The sequence below is a fragment of the Methylobacterium sp. J-118 genome, from assembly GCF_057836565.1.
In genome coordinates, this window is record NZ_JBYQFA010000001.1 from 1732625 (window position 1) to 1752180 (window position 19556).

Annotated in this window: 23 protein-coding genes and 1 pseudogene; 19 read left to right on the plus strand and 5 right to left on the minus strand. The window is 64.6% G+C overall.

Annotated features, from left to right (window positions below; translation table 11 throughout):
* Window positions 1–19: 19 nt before the first annotated feature.
* A complete protein-coding gene (locus AC3IF3_RS08355) occupies window positions 20–1312 on the minus strand; it encodes a phage major capsid protein (protein ID WP_489228221.1) in 1293 nt (430 codons plus the stop codon).
* Window positions 1313–1356: 44 nt separating this feature from the next.
* Window positions 1357–1749, minus strand: a pseudogene (locus AC3IF3_RS08360) (HK97 family phage prohead protease); the annotation flags it as partial.
* Window positions 1750–1948: 199 nt separating this feature from the next.
* On the opposite strand from AC3IF3_RS08360, the gene AC3IF3_RS08365 reads away from it, so the two are divergent.
* The 8 genes from AC3IF3_RS08365 (at window position 1949) to AC3IF3_RS08400 (ending at window position 8703) form a co-directional block, all read left to right on the plus strand.
* A complete protein-coding gene (locus AC3IF3_RS08365) occupies window positions 1949–3091 on the plus strand; it encodes a tyrosine-type recombinase/integrase (RefSeq protein WP_489228222.1) in 1143 nt (380 codons plus the stop codon).
* The gene (locus AC3IF3_RS08370; protein WP_489228224.1) at window positions 3091–3549 is read left to right on the plus strand and encodes a hypothetical protein; all 459 of its coding nucleotides are present in this window, start codon (window positions 3091–3093) and stop codon (window positions 3547–3549) included. The genes AC3IF3_RS08365 and AC3IF3_RS08370 overlap by 1 nt, the downstream gene beginning before the upstream one ends.
* Window positions 3550–3632: 83 nt before the next feature.
* Entirely contained in the window at window positions 3633–3854 is a 222-nt protein-coding gene (locus tag AC3IF3_RS08375; protein WP_489228226.1) for a helix-turn-helix transcriptional regulator, read from the plus strand.
* Window positions 3855–3858: 4 nt separating this feature from the next.
* Complete coding sequence (locus AC3IF3_RS08380; RefSeq protein WP_489228228.1) at window positions 3859–4059, plus strand: hypothetical protein; 201 nt, start codon at window positions 3859–3861, stop codon at window positions 4057–4059.
* Window positions 4056–4346 (plus strand): hypothetical protein, encoded by a 291-nt coding sequence (locus AC3IF3_RS08385; RefSeq protein ID WP_489228230.1) that lies wholly within the window; start codon window positions 4056–4058, stop codon window positions 4344–4346. Before AC3IF3_RS08380 ends, AC3IF3_RS08385 begins: the two co-directional genes overlap by 4 nt.
* Complete coding sequence (locus tag AC3IF3_RS08390; RefSeq protein WP_489228232.1) at window positions 4343–4663, plus strand: hypothetical protein; 321 nt, start codon at window positions 4343–4345, stop codon at window positions 4661–4663. Before AC3IF3_RS08385 ends, AC3IF3_RS08390 begins: the two co-directional genes overlap by 4 nt.
* Window positions 4660–6942: an AAA family ATPase gene (locus AC3IF3_RS08395; protein ID WP_489228234.1), complete on the plus strand. Its 2283-nt coding sequence runs from the start codon at window positions 4660–4662 to the stop codon at window positions 6940–6942. The genes AC3IF3_RS08390 and AC3IF3_RS08395 overlap by 4 nt, the downstream gene beginning before the upstream one ends.
* 1086 nt (window positions 6943–8028) lie before the next feature.
* The gene (locus AC3IF3_RS08400; protein ID WP_489228236.1) at window positions 8029–8703 is read left to right on the plus strand and encodes a recombinase family protein; all 675 of its coding nucleotides are present in this window, start codon (window positions 8029–8031) and stop codon (window positions 8701–8703) included.
* A 113-nt stretch (window positions 8704–8816) separates the two neighbouring features.
* Here the strand turns inward: AC3IF3_RS08400 and AC3IF3_RS08405 are convergent, their stop codons facing one another.
* On the minus strand, window positions 8817–8945 hold the full coding sequence (locus AC3IF3_RS08405; protein WP_489228238.1) for a hypothetical protein: 129 nt from the start codon (window positions 8943–8945) through the stop codon (window positions 8817–8819).
* Window positions 8946–9107: 162 nt separating this feature from the next.
* Here AC3IF3_RS08405 and AC3IF3_RS08410 point away from each other — a divergent pair, with 162 nt between their 5' ends.
* The 4 genes from AC3IF3_RS08410 to AC3IF3_RS08425 all read left to right on the plus strand — a co-directional run bounded on the left by AC3IF3_RS08410 (window position 9108) and on the right by AC3IF3_RS08425 (window position 10494).
* Complete coding sequence (locus tag AC3IF3_RS08410; RefSeq protein WP_489228240.1) at window positions 9108–9356, plus strand: hypothetical protein; 249 nt, start codon at window positions 9108–9110, stop codon at window positions 9354–9356.
* 7 nt (window positions 9357–9363) lie between these two features.
* Entirely contained in the window at window positions 9364–9486 is a 123-nt protein-coding gene (locus tag AC3IF3_RS08415) for a hypothetical protein (protein WP_489228242.1), read from the plus strand.
* Window positions 9487–9572: 86 nt separating this feature from the next.
* The gene (locus tag AC3IF3_RS08420; protein WP_489228244.1) at window positions 9573–10085 is read left to right on the plus strand and encodes a DUF2721 domain-containing protein; all 513 of its coding nucleotides are present in this window, start codon (window positions 9573–9575) and stop codon (window positions 10083–10085) included.
* Between the two features lie 247 nt (window positions 10086–10332).
* Window positions 10333–10494: a hypothetical protein gene (locus AC3IF3_RS08425; RefSeq protein ID WP_489228246.1), complete on the plus strand. Its 162-nt coding sequence runs from the start codon at window positions 10333–10335 to the stop codon at window positions 10492–10494.
* A 6-nt stretch (window positions 10495–10500) separates the two neighbouring features.
* On the opposite strand, the gene AC3IF3_RS08430 is transcribed toward AC3IF3_RS08425, so the two are convergent.
* Window positions 10501–11121 (minus strand): hypothetical protein, encoded by a 621-nt coding sequence (locus AC3IF3_RS08430; RefSeq protein ID WP_489228248.1) that lies wholly within the window; start codon window positions 11119–11121, stop codon window positions 10501–10503.
* A 250-nt stretch (window positions 11122–11371) separates the two neighbouring features.
* On the opposite strand from AC3IF3_RS08430, the gene AC3IF3_RS08435 reads away from it, so the two are divergent.
* The 7 genes from AC3IF3_RS08435 to AC3IF3_RS08465 all read left to right on the plus strand — a co-directional run bounded on the left by AC3IF3_RS08435 (window position 11372) and on the right by AC3IF3_RS08465 (window position 18914).
* On the plus strand, window positions 11372–11965 hold the full coding sequence (locus AC3IF3_RS08435; protein ID WP_489228250.1) for a hypothetical protein: 594 nt from the start codon (window positions 11372–11374) through the stop codon (window positions 11963–11965).
* Window positions 11958–13412 carry a phage terminase large subunit gene (locus AC3IF3_RS08440; protein ID WP_489228251.1) on the plus strand — a complete coding sequence of 485 codons (1455 nt, stop codon included), beginning with the start codon at window positions 11958–11960 and terminating at the stop codon, window positions 13410–13412. Before AC3IF3_RS08435 ends, AC3IF3_RS08440 begins: the two co-directional genes overlap by 8 nt.
* Window positions 13409–13777, plus strand: coding sequence for a hypothetical protein (locus tag AC3IF3_RS08445; RefSeq protein WP_489228253.1), 369 nt, complete (start codon window positions 13409–13411; stop codon window positions 13775–13777). Before AC3IF3_RS08440 ends, AC3IF3_RS08445 begins: the two co-directional genes overlap by 4 nt.
* A complete protein-coding gene (locus AC3IF3_RS08450) occupies window positions 13774–14244 on the plus strand; it encodes a hypothetical protein (RefSeq protein ID WP_489228254.1) in 471 nt (156 codons plus the stop codon). Before AC3IF3_RS08445 ends, AC3IF3_RS08450 begins: the two co-directional genes overlap by 4 nt.
* A gap of 401 nt (window positions 14245–14645) precedes the next feature.
* Entirely contained in the window at window positions 14646–17114 is a 2469-nt protein-coding gene (locus AC3IF3_RS08455) for a phage tail tape measure protein (protein ID WP_489228256.1), read from the plus strand.
* Between the two features lie 79 nt (window positions 17115–17193).
* A complete protein-coding gene (locus AC3IF3_RS08460; RefSeq protein WP_489228258.1) occupies window positions 17194–18291 on the plus strand; it encodes a hypothetical protein in 1098 nt (365 codons plus the stop codon).
* A complete protein-coding gene (locus AC3IF3_RS08465; protein WP_489228260.1) occupies window positions 18288–18914 on the plus strand; it encodes a hypothetical protein in 627 nt (208 codons plus the stop codon). Before AC3IF3_RS08460 ends, AC3IF3_RS08465 begins: the two co-directional genes overlap by 4 nt.
* Window positions 18915–18923: 9 nt before the next feature.
* Here the strand turns inward: AC3IF3_RS08465 and AC3IF3_RS08470 are convergent, their stop codons facing one another.
* Window positions 18924–19547 carry a hypothetical protein gene (locus tag AC3IF3_RS08470; protein ID WP_489228261.1) on the minus strand — a complete coding sequence of 208 codons (624 nt, stop codon included), beginning with the start codon at window positions 19545–19547 and terminating at the stop codon, window positions 18924–18926.
* Between the last annotated feature and the right edge of the window lie 9 nt (window positions 19548–19556).

A 19556-nucleotide genomic window follows, 5' to 3' on the forward strand; every position in this document is an offset into this window, starting at 1 on the left:
CCGGGCGGGGCGCGACCGCTCAGCTGAACTTCAGCAGCTTGATCGCGTCGAAATCCTGCACCCCGCCGCCGACGCGCTTGGTGGTGTAGAACAGGACGTAGGGCTTGGCCGAGTACGGGTCGCGCAGCACGCGCATCCCGGTCCGGTCGACCACCAGATAGCCCCGGCGGAAATCGCCGAAGGCCACGGACAGGCTGTCCTTCCCCAGATCGGGCATGACCTCGGCCTCGGTGACCGGGAAGCCCACCAGGGTCGCGCCCTGGCCGGCAGCGAGCGGCGGCTGCCAGAGGTAGTTGCCCTCCGAATCCTTGAACTTCCGGATCGCGCTCTGGGTGCGCCGATTCATCACGAAGCCAGCGTTCTGGCGGTAGCCGGCACGCAGGCCGTAGATCAGGTCGAACAGCACGTCGCCCGGGTTGCTGGACGAGAAGGCGCCGGCCGCCCCGGTGGCCACGGTTCCGAGCTTGCCCGGCACCCAGGCGGCATTGGCGACCGTGTCGTAGCTCAGGAAGCCGCGCGGGCGGCTGGCGCCGTTGCCGGACACGAAGGCGACGCCCTCCTGCTCAGCGAAGGCGGTCTCCACCTCGGCCGACAGCCACGCATCGAGATCGACCACGGCATCGTCCAGCAGCGTCTGCGTGGCCGCCGGCATGGCGTAGAGTTCCATGGCGGGGAACGCGATCTTGGTGAGCGCGGGCCCGTCGGTCTGGGGCCGCGGCGCGGTCTCGGCGGCCCAGCCGGTGACCGGCGCCCCCACCGAGACCGCGCGCTTGTACTGCGATCCCGAGATCTGCTGGACGCTGGCGATGGACCGGATCGGCGAGACCTGGCCGAGGCGCATCAGCACGGTGCGCTCGATCGTGTCGGGCACGAGGTAGCCGCCATCCGGGCCCGAACCGGCCGACAGGGCCTTGGCCTCCAGGCGCTTGAGGCCGGCGCTCTCGCCGGCCCGGACGTAGAGGTCGAAGGCCGCCTTGTGCTCCTGGGCGCCCGCGTCGACCCGGGGCCCCGGCTGGCCCAGCGGCGGCCGGGCCTGCTCCAGGGTGATCCGGTCGAGGCGGGTGCGGGCGGCGTCGAGGGCCGCGTCGATCCGGGCGAGCTTCTCCTCGGTGAGCACGTCGACGCCCAGGCGCCCCTCAATGGCGCCGATGCGCGATTCGTTGGTCTCCTTGAACGCCGCGAAGGCGGTGGAGAGCTCGTCCAAGGCGGAGCGGACAGGGGCGCCCTCGGGCCGGGCGGCCTTGTTCTCCAGGTCGGGGTATCCGTCCTTCGTCTCGAGGGCGGTGCGGGCGAGCGGGGATTGGGCGTCCATCGGGGCCTCGTGGTCTGGGGAGTGGAAAGCGGGGTGCTTGGACGTCAGGGCCAGGCGGCCGGCGGGAGCCGGAGTCCGGGTCTCACGCCCCGGGCCGGGGCGATCCGGCGGGCGAGGCCGCGGATCTCCTCGGCCAAGGGGTCCGGGTCGGGGCTCGCCCGGGCCCCCGGCTGCAGCGGGAAGGTCACGAGCGAGATCTCCCAGAGATCGACCCGGTGCAGCCGGCGCTCGCCGCCCGTGCCCCGGCGGGCGAGCAGCGTGCGGAAACCGATCGACAGGCCGTCGAGCCCGCCGCCGCGCAGCAGGGCATCGACCTCCCGGGCGCGCTGGACCGCGAGGTTGAGCTGGCCCTCGGCGAACAGGCCGGTGGCGTCCTCGCGCAGGGAGAGCCAGCGGCCGATCGGCTCGGCCGGGTCGTGCTGGAACAGCAGGCGAACGAGCGGTGTCCAACTGGACAGCCATGGACGCCTAATCAGCTGATTTCACTGCGCTTTGAGGTGTCCTATGGTCTACCCACGTCCGCCCATGTGTGCCACAATCCAGCAGCCGATTGTGGGTACAGACGTAGGCGCATCAGTCGTGCGGCAAGTTGGACGACTCTCCGCTCTGGTAGTCTCACGGACCCGCGATCCCGGCATGTATGCCGATGGCGGTGGCCTCTATCTTCAGGTCACGCACGCGCACGCGCGGTCCTGGATCTTCCGGTTCATGCTCGACGGCCGCGCCCGCTCGATGGGGCTCGGACCGCTTCATACGATCACGTTGGCCGAGGCTCGCACCAAGGCGACCGAGTGCCGGAAGCTATGCCTCGACGGTCGAGACCCGATCATCGAGCGCGAGCAGGCACGCGCCCGGCTAAAGCTCGATGCGGCCAAGGCGCTGACGTTCCGAGCCTGCGCCGAGGGCTACATCGAGGCGCACAAGGCCGGTTGGATCGAGCGAACCACCGATCATTGGCACATGGCCTTCGAGAGCTTCGTCTATCCGGTGTTCGGGGACGTGTCGGTCCAGGCCGTCGACACCGGTCTCGTGATGCAGGCCCTGGAGCCGATCTGGACCGCCAAGACCGTGACGGCGGTCAGGGTACGCGGCCGGATCGAGTCGGTGTTGGACTGGGCTACGACGCGCGGGCACCGGGCCGGTGAGAACCCGGCGCGCTGGCGCGGTCATCTCGCCAACCTGCTGCCCCGTCGCTCGAAGGTCAGCAAGGTCGTCCACTACCCTGCCCTGCCATTCAAGGAGGTTCCTGCCTTCATGGCGGCGATCGAGCGGCAGGCCGGTATCGCGGCGCTCGCAGTCCAGTTCACGATCCTGACGGCGGTGCGCACCGCGGAGGCGACCGGCGCCCGCTGGGACGAGATCGACGAAGCGGAGGCGACTTGGACGATCCCGGCCGAGCGGATGAAGGCCGGCATCCAGCACCGAGTGCCCTTGAGCCTCCCTGCCCTCGTCCTGATCCAGCAACTGAGGCCGCTCGGCTCGGAGTACGTGTTTCCGGGCATGAAGCGCAGCCAGCCGCTCAACAAGACCGCGATGCTGAAGGTCCTGACCCGGATGGGCCGCAAGGACATCACGGTCCACGGCTTCCGATCGGCGTTCCGCGATTGGGCCAGCGAGTCGACGAGCTTCCCCCGCGAAGTGGCTGAGGCTGCACTGGCGCACGTCATCGAGAACCGGGTCGAGGCGGCCTACCGGCGCGGCGATCTCTTTCAGAAGCGGCGCGAGCTGATGGATGCTTGGGCGAACTACCTCGCGCGACTGTCTGAGAATCGCTCCTGATGGACGACGATCAGATCAAGGTTGGAAATATTGAGCTATTCCACGCCGTGCGCCTTGCTGCCTCGGGACTTAGTTCTGCTCATATCGAATTAGATAGAGCCTCAGAAACCACCTCAAAACCCCTAATTGATTATCTTCGCTCTGGAAAAGAATTGACGCCTGCGGATCGCGAGACAATCGCCGAATTTCTAGCAGGTGAATACAGGAAAATACCTGGAAGGCGCCCGAGATCTAAACAAGAAACAGAGAGGAACAAAGAGATACATGCAAAGTATCGATTGCTTATGGATAGCGGGAAAGACTCCGTTGCAGGACGAGGCAGTGCTGAATTTGCGATCAATATGCTCGCGAGCGTCTACGCTCCACTGACGCGCGAACAGATCGAACAGATCGTCCGCCACCGCACTATGCGGGTCAGCCAGATCGGCAGGAGGCCTCGCAAAAAAACTCCGGAATAATTGTTTAGGAAGCCACACCGCTGCGGCGGGGATAGCTTGCACGCATCCGCACTCATCCGTGCGGACAAACATCAGGTGCAGCCATGAACTACGAAGTTCAGGGCGCCGCGGGAGTACCGCGCGCGCCAGTGGAGAAGCTTGCCTACACGATCCCTGAGGCGTGTTACGCCACGGGCCTCGGCCGATCGACCGTCTATGAACTGATCGCCAAGCAGAAGCTTCGCGCTATCAAGGCCGGGGCGCGCACCCTGATCTTGGCGGACAGCATTCGCAGCTACCTCAACTCTCTAGCGGAGGCGGCGTAGACGAATGGCCTCCAGAAAGGATGAAGCCCGCACGGCTCTGGCAAGCCGGCGGGCCTCGGAATTGTCGGTGGGCACCGATAGTCTTGAGATAGCGCAGATCAGCCTTCCCGTCCACAAAATCGCGCATCGCCTGCGGTGCTCGATCCCGGTCGCGCAGCTCTATTCGGAGCTGAGCGGCATCGGTCCGAGGGAGGCGCTGCGATGATCGCACGCCACCTCCTCCAGCACGACGACTTCCTCTGGTGGCTGGACAACAGCCGCCGCCACTACCGCGTGCGCCCGACCCGGCTCGGGGATCTGACCTTCCGATTCGGGGAGACCTACCCCGACTTTATCACGGTCGTACCGCTCGACGGCCGGAAGTCGGCAGTGATGAAGGCGCAATGCGAACTCTTCCCGGACGACTGGGAAGATACCGATCGCTACGCCTCAGCCAGGCTCAACGCGATCGCAATCCGGGCCGCGGCTCGCCAGCGTGGGGGTGCACGATGAGCGCCGACCTCCTGCGTTTTCCCCGCCACCGCGTGCGTCGGATCGAGGCCGACAGCGTCCGGCTCAGCTACGACTTCAACCAGTGGTGCGCCGAGCAGTACCGGGGGGACCGGTTCCTGCGGCGGTTCCACTTCTACTCCCTCCTGGACGCCCGCGCCGAGGTCGAGCGGCTGGTGGCCAACGGCTTGCGACGTCTGCCCGACGCCCGGCCGGACTGGACGGATGTCGCCTACGGCTCTCTGAGCGACGGCGGCCTGGATGACGATCCTGATCCTCGGTTCAGCGACTTCCTGGACGAGGGAGGCGTTGCGGTATGACGGCTGGAACCTCGACCATTGAGCGGCCGCCCAAGCCGCAGTTGCCGCCCTTCGCCGGTCTGCCCGACCTGCCGGCGCTGCGCGAACTCCAGGGCCGCCCGAAGTGGGTGGCCTGGGAGTACACCTGGAACGAGCTGCGCGGCGTCTGGGACAAGCCGCCGCTCAATGCCAAGAGCGGTGGTGCGGGCAGCACCACCAATGCCGCGACCTGGGCCCCCTATGCCGCCGCGGCCGCCTTCGCGACGCGACGCGTGCAGGCTGGTGTCGGCTACGTGCTGTCGCCCGACGATCAAGAGAGCGGCATCGACCTCGATGATTGCCGCGACCCGGAAACCGGCAAGTTGCAGGCCTGGGCCCAGGTTGCTGTCGATTTTGGTGAGACTTACGCCGAGGTGTCGCCGTCCAGCTGCGGCCTGCGGTTCTTCGTGCGCGGCATGGTCGATGGCCGAAAGGTCGATGCCGCTCAGGTCGAGATCTACACGGGCGGTCGATACCTGACCGTCACGGGTCGGCATGTGCCCGGGACGCCGACGGAGATCCGGGAGGCACCCCGTCTGGTCGCCTACCTTCAGGAGCGGGCCGACCAGATCCGGGCCGCTCAGAAGGTCGCTGCCGACCTAGCCCGAGTTCAGGAGCGCAAGAAGAATGAGAAGAGAGCACAGGATCCGCCCCGGCAGACCACGAGCGAGCGAGCGTCGGCGAGCGCACGAGAGCGTGGCCCGCGCGACAGCTCCGACTTCTGGCGTACCGTCAACGACCGCGCGCTGGCGAACCTGGGAGCGTGGGTGACGAGCGTCTTCCCCGGCGCCCGCTACCAGTCCGGGACCGGGGCCTACCGGGTCGACCAGCGCGACCTGGGCGAGGGGTATGAGGAGGACCTGTCGATCCACCCGGATGGGATCCGGGATTTCGGCTCCGGCGACATGGGCGATTCCCGCGACGGGGCCCGAACACCCCTCGACGTGGTGCGAGACTATCTGCCGGCCACCGACCCCGCGGCGGCGGCCATGTGGCTGTGCGAACGCCTTAGCGTCCGGCCGGAGGATATCGGCTGGAAGGGCGGGCAGCGTCAGGACGGCGAGCCCCCGCGTGATGGGGCTGCCGCCCAGGGTGAGCCGCCGCCGGAGCGCAAGCGGATCCGGGCGACACCGTTCGTCTATCGTGATCCGTCCCTAATCCCGCCGCGAGAGTGGATCTACGGCCGACACCTGATCCGTCGGTTCCTGAGCACCACGGTCGCGCCCGGCGCGTCCGGCAAATCGAGCCTCGTGCTGGTGGAGGCCATAGCCATGGCAACAGGCAGGTCGCTGCTCGGGGTGAAGCCGCCCCAGGCAATGAAGGTCTGGTACGTCAACCTCGAAGACCCGTTAGAGGAGACCGAGCGCCGGGTCGCCGCGATCTGTCTTCACTACGGGATCGATGCGCACGAGCTGGAGGGCCGACTGTTCCTCGACAGCGGACGCACGGCCGAGATCATCATCGCCACCCGCCAGCGGGATGGCGTGAAGATCGCCGAGCCGGTGATCGAGGATCTGACCACCAGCATGGCCGAGAACGCGATCGATCACCTGACGGTCGATCCATTTGTTTCGTCACATAGGGTCACCGAGAACGCCAACGACGAGATCGACATCGTTGCCAAAGCCTGGAACCGCGTCGCTGAGATCGGCAACGCCTCGATCGAGCTCGTGCACCATGTCCGGAAGGGGCAGAGCGGTCAGAGCGAGTACACGGTCGAGGACGGCCGCGGTGCCGGAGCGCTCCTGGCGGCGGCCCGCTCGGCCCGGGTGCTCAACCTCATGTCGCGGGATCAGGCCGAGCAGGCCGGCCTGCCGTCCCACCGCGGGTTCTTCCGGGTCGACAACGGCAAGGCGAACCTGGCGCCGCCGCCGGACCGGAGCGACTGGTATCAGCTGGTCTCTGTATCGCTCGGGAATGGGCCACCCGGCATCCTCGACTACGGAGATCAGGTGGCGGTCGTTGATGCTTGGGAATGGCCAGACCCGCTCGCCCAAATCACCGTATCTGACCTACGGGCAGCTCAGGCCGAAGTGCGGGCCGCCGGCTCCTGCCGTGAGAACGTCCAGGCAAATGATTGGGTCGGCAAGCCGATCGCACGTGCCCTCAAGCTCGACCATGAAAACAAGGCAGACCGCGAGCAGATTAAACGCGTCCTTAAGCTCTGGATCGCGAACGGCATGTTCGTAGTTGTGACCGGCAAAGATGCGAAGGGCAACGACCGGCCATTTGTCGAGGTGGGGCAGGCCGCGACGGACTGATTTATCCCCACCTTGATTCTCAGCCTTAAACCGCCTGCGAGCACCCCCACCACACTTCCCACCCCTATAAGGGGGTGGGGAAGGTGAGGAGTGAGGATTGGCTCGCTCAAGCCCCCACTTCCACACCACTCCACACCTCACCTTACGAGGTGGGGAAACAGACCCCGTAGCCGGGGAGGCACCACCCTCACCGCATGGGTCGCTGAGGATCTCGGCAGGCGTTGAAAGGGCTGGAAAGTACCGCAAGCCGCTTCTTCTCAAGCGATGCCCCGGAGGACCCGTGCAAATTGCCGAGGTTTCGGGGGGCGCTGACGGGCGATTTCCGCTCTGTGCCGGCGGAGGTCATGCCGGGGCGTCCACAGGATGGCTCGGGCGGACCTGACCGCGACAAGGCATCTCCGAGATGACAAGGTGATCTCACGGCAGTGGCGGCATCAGATCGCCCAGCATCCTCGGAGGAGGCCGGCGTGTTTGAAGTTCACACCTTCAGAGCCCGAGACGGTAGCGGGATCGGAGCTTCGATCGACGGGATCGGCGCGAATCTACCTGGCGGGCCGAGCGCTTGGATCCATGAGAGGACGCTGTGTCCGGCCGACATGGCAGCATGGCACGGTGTGGCAGGAGCAGGGACCGGCGCTGAGATCTGTGCGGAGGTGTGCCGCTCCGGTTTCTTCTGCGCGCGGAACCGAGGCGCGCACTTCGAGCCGCCGCCCGGCGAGACCGACCTCTGATCGATTGGAGCGCGGGCTACGGCGAAGGGAGGGCGCCCTGTGCCTGTCCGTCCCGCCCCAGGAGGCTGCGGCCGAAGATGAGACGATTGTGCGACGCCATGACGGGTAGGAAGGGCTCGGCGGGCGAGGTGGGCTGAAATCTGCCGATCTCGGGTGCCCCCAAATCTGGAGATACCCCCTTGTGCCAGCGAGGCCACCCGATCTGGCGACCGCAAGATAGGCACTGTGTGCCGACCCTCTGGCGCGGTACGGCACCGCGTTAATTCCAATGCGGATTGCCATCGTGAGGCATGCTTGACCTCAGACTAAGACGTGTTACAACAGTGTCAACGACGGCAGACATTGGCGTAACAGCATGGCTCAGGGCAGCTTCGTCGCCTACTACCGCGTCAGCACCGCTCGCCAGGGGCGTAGCGGCCTCGGCCTTGAGGCACAGCAGCAAGCGGTCCGCACTCACCTGAACGGCGGCAACTGGGAGCTTGTCGCCGAGGTGATTGAGGTTGAGAGCGGCAAGCGCAATGACCGGCCCAAGCTCGCTGAGGCGCTGCGCCTGTGCCGCCTGCACAAAGCAACCCTCATCATCGCCAAGCTGGATCGGCTCGCCCGTAACGTTGCGTTCGTCTCGACCCTCATGGAAGCTGGCGTTGAGTTCGTGGCGGTAGACTTCCCGCAGGCCAACCGGCTGACGGTCCACATCCTAGCCGCCGTAGCCGAGCACGAAGCCAAAGCCATCAGTGACCGAACCAAATCCGCCCTGGCCGCCGCCAAGGCCCGCGGGACTGTGCTAGGTGGCAACCGAGGCGCGATCATCACGGCCGACGCCAGGGCCCGCAGTGTGGCGTCTCGGGCGCAAGCTGCCGAACGGCGTGCTGGCGACATCCTGCCGATCGTCGCCGAGATCCAGGCCGGTGGTGCCGTATCACTGCGCGAGATCGCGACGGCGCTGAACGCCCGGCATATCCCTTCGTCTCGCGGCGGTACGTGGTCGGCAGTTCAGGTGCAACGGGTTCTCGCCCGTCTCGATGCCTAGCGCGACACGATAGCGTTCTGATCGCTCGTCCCGACTACCGTCTCTGCGTTTCGGCAGAATGCGAACGTTCCAATCGGTGAGCAAAAGAAAAAGGCTCCCGAAGGGGCCCCGTTTTAGTGGGCTACTGCCCGGTACCGGACGATCCCGCAGCTATTCAGGAGATCGACCCGCTTGTGAGCCTCGATCTTGCTGACCCGGCCGAGGACGATGTTGCCGGTTTTGATGTCGATGATCTTGAACATTGTCTCGCTCCTTGCTTGCTGATGACTTAGTTGTACTTCGACATACTTGCCATGTCAACAGTCATTAGAAGGTTATTTGCTGTTTTTCAAAGTATTCGATAAAAACGCGCCAGAGCAACATGCTTGCCTGCCGCATCTGATCTCGCAACCGGAGAAATCTGTATGTCACGTCACAGCGACTTCCTGGACGATCCCGCGTTCAAGCGGGCGGCGGACGGGGCCCGTGCGGCGCTCGCCCTCGTGGTCGCGCATCACAACGAGGATCCCGGCGCGGCGGGCGAACTGGTAGCGATGTGCGTCCTAACTGCCTTCGCCAACGCGGACGGGCTCACAGAGCCGCACGTCGGCATTCTCGCTCGGTTCGCGCCTGACCTCGGGTGCGATGTTCCGCGCCCAGCCACCGACCTCTGAGGCGACCATGGGCGATGTCGTCAGCCTGAAGCCAGACGCGCCGGTCATCGCCAATGCGGTCGCGCTGGCCGCGATGCATCTGATGCCGGAAAGCCCTGAACCAGCGGGGCCATTCCCGGCTGCCGGATGAGGCGGCGGCAACAACCCGTATTCACGAAAGCTCAACCATTCCAAGCGGTAGTCGGCTATCATTTGAGGCATGCGCCGAGGTGAACCGTGTTCGACTTCACCCTTGGCGCTCACTCGCCTGACGACATCGCCCACATCATTCAGGTATCGCTAGCGCCAGCCTTCATTCTCGCGGGCCTCGCGCAAATGCTGAACGTGTTTTCGGCTCGTTTGGCGCGGATCGCCGACAAGGTGAACGGGGTGGCCCGCGACCTTGGCAAAGCCACTGCTGTGGAGGCTCACTATCTCTCCCAACAGTTATCCTACCTGCGGCGACGCTCTTACGTCCTAGACGCTGCCGTTGTACTGGTTTGCCTGAGCGCAGCCATGATCCTTGTTTCGATCCTCACGCTGTTCGTGGGCGCGTTGCGGGACGCGGCTGCGGCTACGGTACTGTTTGCCTGCTTCGGGGCGGGCTTGCTTTTCACCATCTTCGGGCTCGGCGCTTTCCTCACCGAGATACTGATGGCGGGACGGGGTATCCGGGTCGAGGTGGAACGGCAGCAGGATCACGTTTTGGATGCGGAAGCGGAAGCCGTGCGGCACCCGACACTTGGCTGATTGTCAGCGTCTTTGCTCTCCACGGCAGGGGTTCGAGATCGTAACGATCCTGCCGGACACGGATCAGGACCAGGCTGGCGCTCAGATCATCGCGGATCTGATCTCGCTGACGACGCTGCATCTGTCGCCCCAACCTTCAGACGGCGGTAACCATGGTGCTGCATGAGCGTTGTCGAGTATTCCTCAACCGCTCGGTGTCGCCATGCCTCCGCAGTCTCTGGCCTTCAGCGCTTGTTGCCCTGTCGATATGAGCGAGCCGACCCGGCGCGAGCTGGTGATGATGGCGCGCGACACGTTCGGCGACGCGGCGGCTCGTGAACTGGCCGCGCATTTTGCCGTGCCGTTCGAGACCTGCTGTGATGGCGGCGAGCGGCCTGCCGGCAAGGGTGGCGCGTCTGCCGCTCACTAGCCACGCCTAAAGCAGCGTTGCGAGACCGATGACCGACATGCCCCCGGCGATGATGGCAGCAGCGGCCAGAAGCTCGCCCATCACCGTGCCGGAGATCGGAATACTGATCGCGAGACGGCGGACGATACCGGCGGCTAGACTGCCGAGGCGGGTCGGGTCAGTCTCGGGCTCACTGCGAACGTTCGCAGTGACGGGCCAGAGTTGGCCGCCGAGCAGCATCGCAAGATCAGAACCACGCGCCAGGGCAATGTCATAGGACGGCTGATAGCTGTCGGCGAAGTCTCGCTCCTCTGTGAGCCACCACCGCAGGTGCGTCAGTAGGCAGATGGCGCCGTGCTGCGTCTCGCACCCGGTGGACAGGACGGCCTCTAGCGCCGCTTCCATGGCGGCTTCAGCCCGCTCGGAGTGCTCACCCACCGGGGCGACCTGGAAGGCATCCCGCGCCGACCGGTAGGACGCGGCGAGGGTGAGGCACTTGGCGTGATCCTCTCGGGCATGAACAAGGACGGAAGCCGTTGCGCGCTTCCTTCTCGCCCATGCCGTGCGCCAGGACGACGGCGGCACGTTCCATCTCGCCTCGCCTGATAGCCATTCCAGCCTGATCGAGGCCCGGTTCTCGAACTGCACCGCGGGGGAACTCGTTCGTGGTGAAGATCTCGCGTTGGTGCAGATCCTATGGCACCTGATGATGCGCGAACGGTCCGGCGCATGGCCACCGCCGGATGCTTGGGCGGACGCCTGTGGGGCGGCATGACGACGAAGCGACATGCTTCGACACTTGGCATTCGACCGTCACACCTGGAACCTATACAAGCGATAGGATTTAGCTTATGTAAATCCAGCGCTCGATAGGCGCTGTCTATGATGAGCGGACGGCATGGCGACCGGCGATCGGCCGAGAAAACGGAAGGCGAAGGGTTTCCTCTCGAAGCACCCCAACAAGGTGGATATCGAGATGGGTCGGCTGGCCGGCGTGAGTGCGGACAAGCTCGCGTCTCGGTTCAACGTGACCCGCGATGCCATCTACCGGCACATGGAGACGTTGACGGCCGAGTATCGAGCCTCGCTCGTTCTGGACGTCCCGCGGGAAGAACTTGCCAAGCGCGCGGCCGAAGAAAACGGCCTACTACTGGATCACTTCAAGCTAGCCCGGAACATAGCGGAGCAGCAGCTCCTCATCGCGAAAGCCTGCAACGACAGTTATGCGGTGGCGAGCCTGACCCGGGCCGTGCTGGAAGCGGATCGGGAGATCGGCAAGTTCACGGGCGAGATCGAGCGCTCGGCGGCCAGCGTCACCATCCGCAGTTCGGTCGCGATCTTCAGCTCGCCCGAGTTCGGCAAGCTCGAAGCCGGCTTGGTCCGCATCGCCAGGCGCTATCCCGAGGCCAAATCGGATCTGCTCGCGTTGATGCGCGAACTGAAGCAGCCGGACGAGCCTCCGATGATCGAGGGAGAACGCGCCGTTGCGTGAGATCTTCGACCGCTTGGAGGCTGCGCTCTCCTCACAGATCGAACTGAGCCCTGGCCAGCAGGTCGCGCAGGACGTGCTCGATGGTCCGAGCCGCTATAAGTGCCTCGTGGGCGGCACCCGCTCGGGAAAGACGTTCCTCATCGTCCGGTCGATCCTGGAGGCCGCGCTCGCCTATCCCTGCTCCCGGCACGCGATCCTTCGATTTCGGGCCAATGCGGCGCGTGCTTCGGTCGCCCTCGACACCCTACAGAAGGTCCGCGCCAAGTGCTTCCCGCACGCCGAACTGACCGAGCATCGGCAAGACGGCTACTACTCCCTGCCAAACAGCTCGCAGATCTGGATCGGCGGTCTGGACGACAAGGACCGCGTCGAGAAGATCCTCGGTCAGGAGTACGTGACGATCTTCCTGAACGAGGCGTCTCAGATCCCCTACGCCTCGGCGGTGATCGCGTTCACCCGCCTTGCGCAAGTGATCCCTGGGCTTCAGCAGCGCATTCTGGTCGACCTAAACCCTGTCGAGAAGACGCACTGGACCAACCGCCTGTTTGGCGAGAAGCGCGACCCGATCACGAAGCTGCCGGTCAAGAACCCCGACGCCTACGCGCGGACGTTCCTGAACCCGATCGACAACATCGCGAACCTCAGCCCGGAATTCCTGACCGATCTCGACGCCTTGCCGCCGCGTCAGCGCCGCCGGTTCCTCCTGGGCGAGTACGTCGAGGATCTGGAGGGCGCGCTATGGACCATCGACATGATCGAGCGGTGCCGTGTCGCTGAGAAGGACGTTCCTGATCTTAAGCGGATCGTGGTGGCGATCGACCCGGCCGTCAGCAGCGGGGAGAGCGCGGCCGAGACCGGCATCGTCGTGGCGGGACTCGGCACCGACAAGCGGGTTTACGTCCTGAAGGATGCGACCGGCCGGTTCACCCCGACCGAGTGGGCGGCACGGGCGATTGGGCTCTACGAGGCTCATAGCGCGGACCGCATCATCGCCGAAACCAACCAGGGCGGCGCGATGGTGGAGAATACCATCCGGGCGGTGAACGCCTCCGTCGCCTACAAGGGTGTCCATGCCAGCCGGGGCAAGATCACCCGCGCCGAGCCCGTGAGCGCGCTCTACGCCACCGGCAAGGTACTCCACGTCGGCGACGGCTTTCCCAAGCTCGAAGAGCAGATGACGAGCTACGTGGCCGGTGGTCCTTCACCCGACCGCCTCGATGCGTTGGTTTGGGCTGTGACCGAGTTGGCCGTCGACAAGCAGGCCCCGACCTACACAGCAGACCAACTGGTGGGCCGTTACACGCGCGGCGAACGTGGTCGATACGACCATCTCTCAGCTCTTCAGGCGGTAGAGCGCGGCTTGTGTTCGCCCGCCCGCGCGATGGCCGAGTTCGGCGTCTCGGAAGTCGAGATCGCATCTCTGACAACAAGGAGCACCACACGATGAGAGACGACAGGCTGATCAACTATGCCCACCGGGTTCAGGGCCGTCACGGTCCGGACGGCCGCTTGATGCGCACTATGCGGAGCATGTCGGCCCTCGTCGCGCAGGCTCGCGAGATCCACAAGGAGCGGGGCCCGCAGGTCGCGGCCGCCGTTATCAAGGGCGAGTTGGCCCCGAAGTTCGCGCATCACGCCCGTGAGCTCCAGGATGGGCTCAGCAGCTGCCAGGATACCCAGATCCGAGACGACTACGGCGTGGGCTACGGTCTATGCCTGAACTACAAGCGGGATATCTCGACACTCGGCCGGCTCGCCGCGAGCGACTGGTCGCTGATCGAGATGGATGCCCAGAAGGGCACGGCGGCATGAGCGCTTTTTCCGACGCCATCTCCAAGCGCTACGCCGCCCGCGAGAGCGAAACCGACGTCTTCGGTCGAGTGATAGAGGTTCGGCGCCTGCGGCCCGGCGCAACACTGCGAGTCCGCGCGGTCGTGGGTTCCGATGTGTCGGCTATCGAGACCGAGGCGCTGATCGCGGCCAGTGTGTGTTCAGTAACCGAGCCAGGCGGTAAGCCGATTGTGTGGTCTCCGCTGCGTGATCAAGTCGAGCTTACCAACCGCCTCGACGTCTTGGAGCGTGAGGGGATGGAGGCTGCCGTCGCAGCCTATCGCCGGATCATGGATGCCGCGGAACCCTCGGGCGTTTCTACGGACGAGGCGACCGGCTCTGTCACTCTGGGCGAGGCGGCCTCCGAACTCATCGACGCCGCGGATCGTCTCGAAGAGACGGCGCAGGGCCTTGTAGGGCCTGCCGCCGGGGAAGCGCCGGCACAATGAACCGAGCCGAGCGCCGCGCGCGCAAGCATTGGCAGGGCGATCGCGGCCCAGTTCCGTTCGGGCTAGCGTTCGATGCGATGGAACCGTTTAACGCTGCCGTCATGCGACTTGCGACCGTTTCGAAGGCTGGAATGGATCTGTTTGTGTCCGGCGCTACTCCGGCAGAAGCGCAAGCCTTGGCTCGGTGGGATGTGGCCACTAAAGCCGCGCTTGACCGCGCGACGGCGGATCTAATGAGATCTTCCGAGCGGCTAGCGTCAATCCTTAATTACAAGATGAATGCTTAAGCGGGATTTCGTACGGTGGACAATTATAAAATCGCGGTAGAGGTCGCACTTCATAGTAATCACACCGGCGTTCTTGGTTCTCTAGCCTCCCATTTCACAGGGCTTCAGAGTCAGATGAACAAGTTTCACGACGACTTCGGCCGGGTCAAGTTGGCGCTGGCGGGCGGCATTGCCCTCGGCGGCGGTTTGCTCGTGCTCGATATGCTCGCGAAGATGGCGGAGCACTCCCGCGAGCTATCCAAGAACCTCGCGACGCTGAAGACGCAGGGGCTATCAGACCTCCAGATCCGCGGTATTGACCAGCGTGCCCGGCAGGTGACGCAGATGGTCCCCGGCTCCACCGAGGCCGGGAACCTCAAGCTCGCCAGTGAAGCCTATTCGATTATGGGCGCGAAGAACGCCGATATTGCGATGCCGGTCCTCTCCCGTGCCGTCCAGGTGTTCGGCGCGATCGACGGCAATTACAAGAAGGCCGAGGAGACGATCTATTCCGTCATCAAGTCCGCTGAGATGATGGGCAAGCTCCAGGATCATGCGACAGGTCTTGTGGACCCGGAGAAGCTTTCTGGCTTCCTCAACGTCATCGCCAAGGTATCTGCCGCGACCGGCAACAAGGTCAACGCGCAGACTTTGTTCGGCATGGTCCAGCAGGGCGCTCCCGCTCTGGCGAACATGAACGACGATGGCCTTATGTCCATGCTGATGGCGGCGCAGCAGATGGGTGGTCCGCGCGCCGGTACGGCTCTGAGTAGTCTCTATTCTCAGTTTGTCGGCGGCACGATGACGGAGTCGAAGGCGCGCGAGCTTCACAATATGGGCCTTGTCGGAGACTACGACGTCGGCCGCGGCGGCCACCTTAACTTCCACAAGGGTGCGCTCGATACCCCGCTTGTCCACGCTCTGGAGAAGAACCCGCTCGACGCGATGCGGATACTCACGGAGACCATGAAGGATCATGGCTTCGGGACGATGGAAGCGCAGACCAAGGAACTGTACCTGCTGCTTGGCCGCGAGACGACCAAGCGTCTTGTCTCCGACTTTATTCGTAATTTGCCGAACATGACGGATGAGCAGGGCCGCATGAAGGGCGGGCAGGGCCTGGATGAACAAGCGAAGACGAGGAATTCGCAAGATTTCAGCGTGGTCGAGCACAACATGTGGGCCGCATACGACAATATGTGGCAGGCGATTTCTGGCCCGAATGCCAAGGCCGCGATCGGCGTCATGCACGATGTCACCGATGTGTTCAATTACTTCACGCGGGCGATCTGGGCGACCGATCCGAAGGTGCTGCAGGAGATCACCCGCGGCGTCGCGATCGCGGGCGTAGCCCTCACGGGAGCCGGTGCAGTCGCGCTCCTGGCCGCGATCGGTCCGGCAGGCTGGATCGTCGGCGGCGTTACGGGCCTTGTCGCGGCCGCCGCCCTCTGGAAACCGGATCTGCTGACGAAGGCGTGGGCCGAGACAAAGACGTTCTTCTCGGAGATCAGCGTCCTATTCAGCGGCAAGGCGTGGGCAGAGACGTGGAAAGCTATCACGGGCGATCTCGGCAAGCTGATCGGGGGCGCTTTCGCCAGCCTGCCGAACCTCGTGAACGATCCGATCACCGCCGCCATCGCGGGCATCGGCAAGATCGTCGTTGACGCGGTGAAGCAGTGGTTCCACCTCGATTTCAAGGATGCGCGCGGGATCGGCGAAGCGCCTAAGCCCGCAGATCAAAGCCCGCTCGCACCAGGCAAAGGTACGGATTGGAAGAGCATCTTCGGCGGGGTGTCCTATGAGACCGGCGGTGCGGGCGGCGGTTTCACGGCTGATGCCGTGTACGTTGGCGTCCTCCGAGCATTCCGCGAGCTGATGGGACAGAGCGCTCCCGACGGTGGATCCGCTACGGGCGGTGGCGGGACGGCGGGCGGCATCGTCAACGCTAGCTTCGATCCAGGCGCGAACGACAACTACGGCCGGGCAGGCAGCGTCGTACAGGGTGCGGGTCGGAATGCCTTCGGTGGCGCATCCGGTGCGGCTCGCGCCCTCGGGGGCGGCGCGGGTAACGTGTTTGTCTCCGACAGCGTCTCAATGACCGCCGACGAGCGGAGAAAACTCGGGCTGATTCAAAAGTTCGAGAGCAACGGTCGGAACGTACCCAACTACATCAACGACCGGATGCATACGGCGCAGGGCTATTATCAGATCACCAATTCGAACTGGCGACGGCTGGCTCCGGGCCTGGGGATCACTGCGCCAAATGCGATGTCTGCATCGCGGGAGGATCAGACGAGGGTTGCGTTACGCCTGCTTCGAGCCCGCCCCGACATGGGGGATTGGACTGCGAAAGCGAGAAACGCCTATCAGCGCGGCTACAGCGTTCCGTCCGGATCCCATCCACCTGCACCGACCGCCGGCCCGCCCCCGCGCCCATCCGTCAAGCAGCCCATCATGGTCGATCTCCACATGGACGGGAAGAAGATGGGACGCGCCATCGCGATGCATCAGGCCGACGATCACTTGTTCCCGCGCAAGGCGGGTGCCACCGATAACCACGGCGAATGGCGCGCTCCTGGCACGCCCGTTCAGGACGCTGCCTGAGGGCGCTATGGCGGCAGGCATCGGAGGCGGTGGATCTGTCCGGTACCCTCGGATCTGGCTGGAGATCAACGGGACTCGCATGCCCTGCCTCTCCGGCCATGTGCATCGCTCGGCCAAGCGGCAGTCGGATACGTTTGAGGTTGAGTTGGCGATCACCGCAACCGCTCGGTTCGGCTTCGACCTTACCGATTGGTGCGATTTCGACCCGCAAGACGCCATCGTCATCATGTCGTCTGCCGCCGATGGTAGCGACGAGCGCGAGATGATCACCGGCACGATCGACATGCCGGCGGTCAACCTGCGCGACATGACGGTCAGTGTGCAGGGCCGGGACAAATCGGCCTCCCTCGGCGAGAAGCAGCGCCAGGAGAAGTTCGCCAACCAGAAGACCACCGACATCGTCCAGAAGGTCGCCAAGGACCATAAGCTGACGGCTCAGATCCAGTTGCCCGACGAGAGCGGCGAGTACGCCGGCAAACAGTACGATCAGGACACGGCACACCTGATCTTGAACCGCACGGACTGGGAACTGCTGGACGATCTGGCCGAGCGCGAGGGCTGCCGCTGGTACGTGGACGGCACGACCCTCTATTTCGAGCCGGACGACCAGAGCAACGGTTTTTTCGATGTGGTCTGGCAGCCGCCTGGCACGGCCGAAGCCTACACGGTCGCCACCGTGCTTGATATCGCCCTGAAGCGGAACATGGGCGCGGCCAGGCCGATCAAGCACAGCGTCTCGTCGGTCCACCATCGGCTGCGCAAGGTGTTCAAGGCCGAGGCGTCTATCCCTGGCGTCGGCGACGTGCTGGCCTATCAAGACAACCATCCCGGTCGGACGCAGCAGCAGGTCGAACGGCTAGCTAAGGCTCGCGCCAAAAGCATCGCACGCCATGAACTGGGCGTCGTGATCAAGGCGCCGGGCGATCTTAGCGTGGACGTCCGGCAGAAGCTGAACCTGTCCGGCACCGGCACGATCTTCGACCAGAGCTACGACATCGACGGCGTCGAGATCGAGATGGACTGGGGTGCAGGCGCCAAGATGAACCTGCACTGCAAGAGCGCGAAGGATGGCCGCGCCTCAGGTCAGGGGTCATCGAGCGGCGGCTCTGGGACCAGCAAGACGGGCGCGCCATCTCAACCGGCCGCGCAGGCGTCCTACCCGCCAGGAGGAGCATGATGGACGCCTTCATCGACATCATCCGCCGTGAGGTCGCGATGGCCTTTGCCCAGCGCCAGGGCAAGGGCACGCTGATCGCCACGGGCTACGATCCCGACAAACACGCCGTGAAGGGCATCATCATGCCACACAAGGTCGAGAGCGGGTGGATACCGCTCGGCGCGATCCACGTCGGCGATGGGCATGGCATCCTGGTAGGCCCGAAGGTCGGTGATCCGCAGAAGCTCGACGGCGACCAGTTCGATATCCACTACGAGAACGGCGACCCGAACACGCCGATCGCGGCGCACCGGCTGTTCTCGGTGAAGGGCAAGCCTCCGCGGGTCGAGAGTGGCGAGATGCTGTTTCGGCATGAGCAGGGGATGCAGCTCAACATGGCCCAGGACGGGTCCGGCGCCCTCACCCACGGCAAGGGGTCCAGCTTTGCCTTCGACGCCGACGGCAATCAGTCCGTGAAGACGAACAACCTCAACCTGACGGTAGACGCCGGAACCGGATCCGCGACCTACAAAGCCGCTTCACACGCCTTCGACGGGGATCTCAACGTCACCGGGAACGTGAAGGCGACCGGCGGCGTAGACGGGGCCGGCGGCGTGTCGCAGAACGGCATGGTGTTGACCTAGATTGGTCGGCTATTTTGCCTTGTCCTCAAAGCACCTAACCACCGCGTCAGCGGCAGGCACGTTGGCTGGAGCGGAGACAAACCGGCATTCGTCGAGCGCGTGAGCCGTCGGGTGCGCTTTTACCCCCGCCTTAAGGCAAGCGAGCCACGTTCGGTTCTCGGTTTCCGGCGCATTCTTCGATTTCCGATCCGAGAGCAAGTTCTGGCAGATCCCGGAAATCCGTTGCGAGGTGGGATCAGCGTTGATGCTTTGAAGATCTTGGCCCGCGCGCCCTTCCGCTTCAATGCAAGGCCCCTTCGGGCTGGTGACGTTACCGCACTGGCTTCGCCACGCGACCCAACCGGACTCGGCCGCGAAACCGGACAGACTGTTAAGAGCCTGGAAGATGCTCGGATCCTCCGACAACGTGGTGATGCACTTTGTGACCCCCGCGTCCTCTGCAAGCTGAACCATCGCATCTACGTCAGCATCCTCAGGCTCTGAGCCCTGCTGGTTCCTGAGCGCTTCCGCGACGGTCATCCTTAGGGTGTCGCCGTAGACAGGATCGGATCGGCATAACTTCAACGCATCTTCGACCGGTGGTCCGGCCAGCGAGGGTGTTGCCCATAGTGCTGACGCGAGCAGGACGGCCATGACCCACGA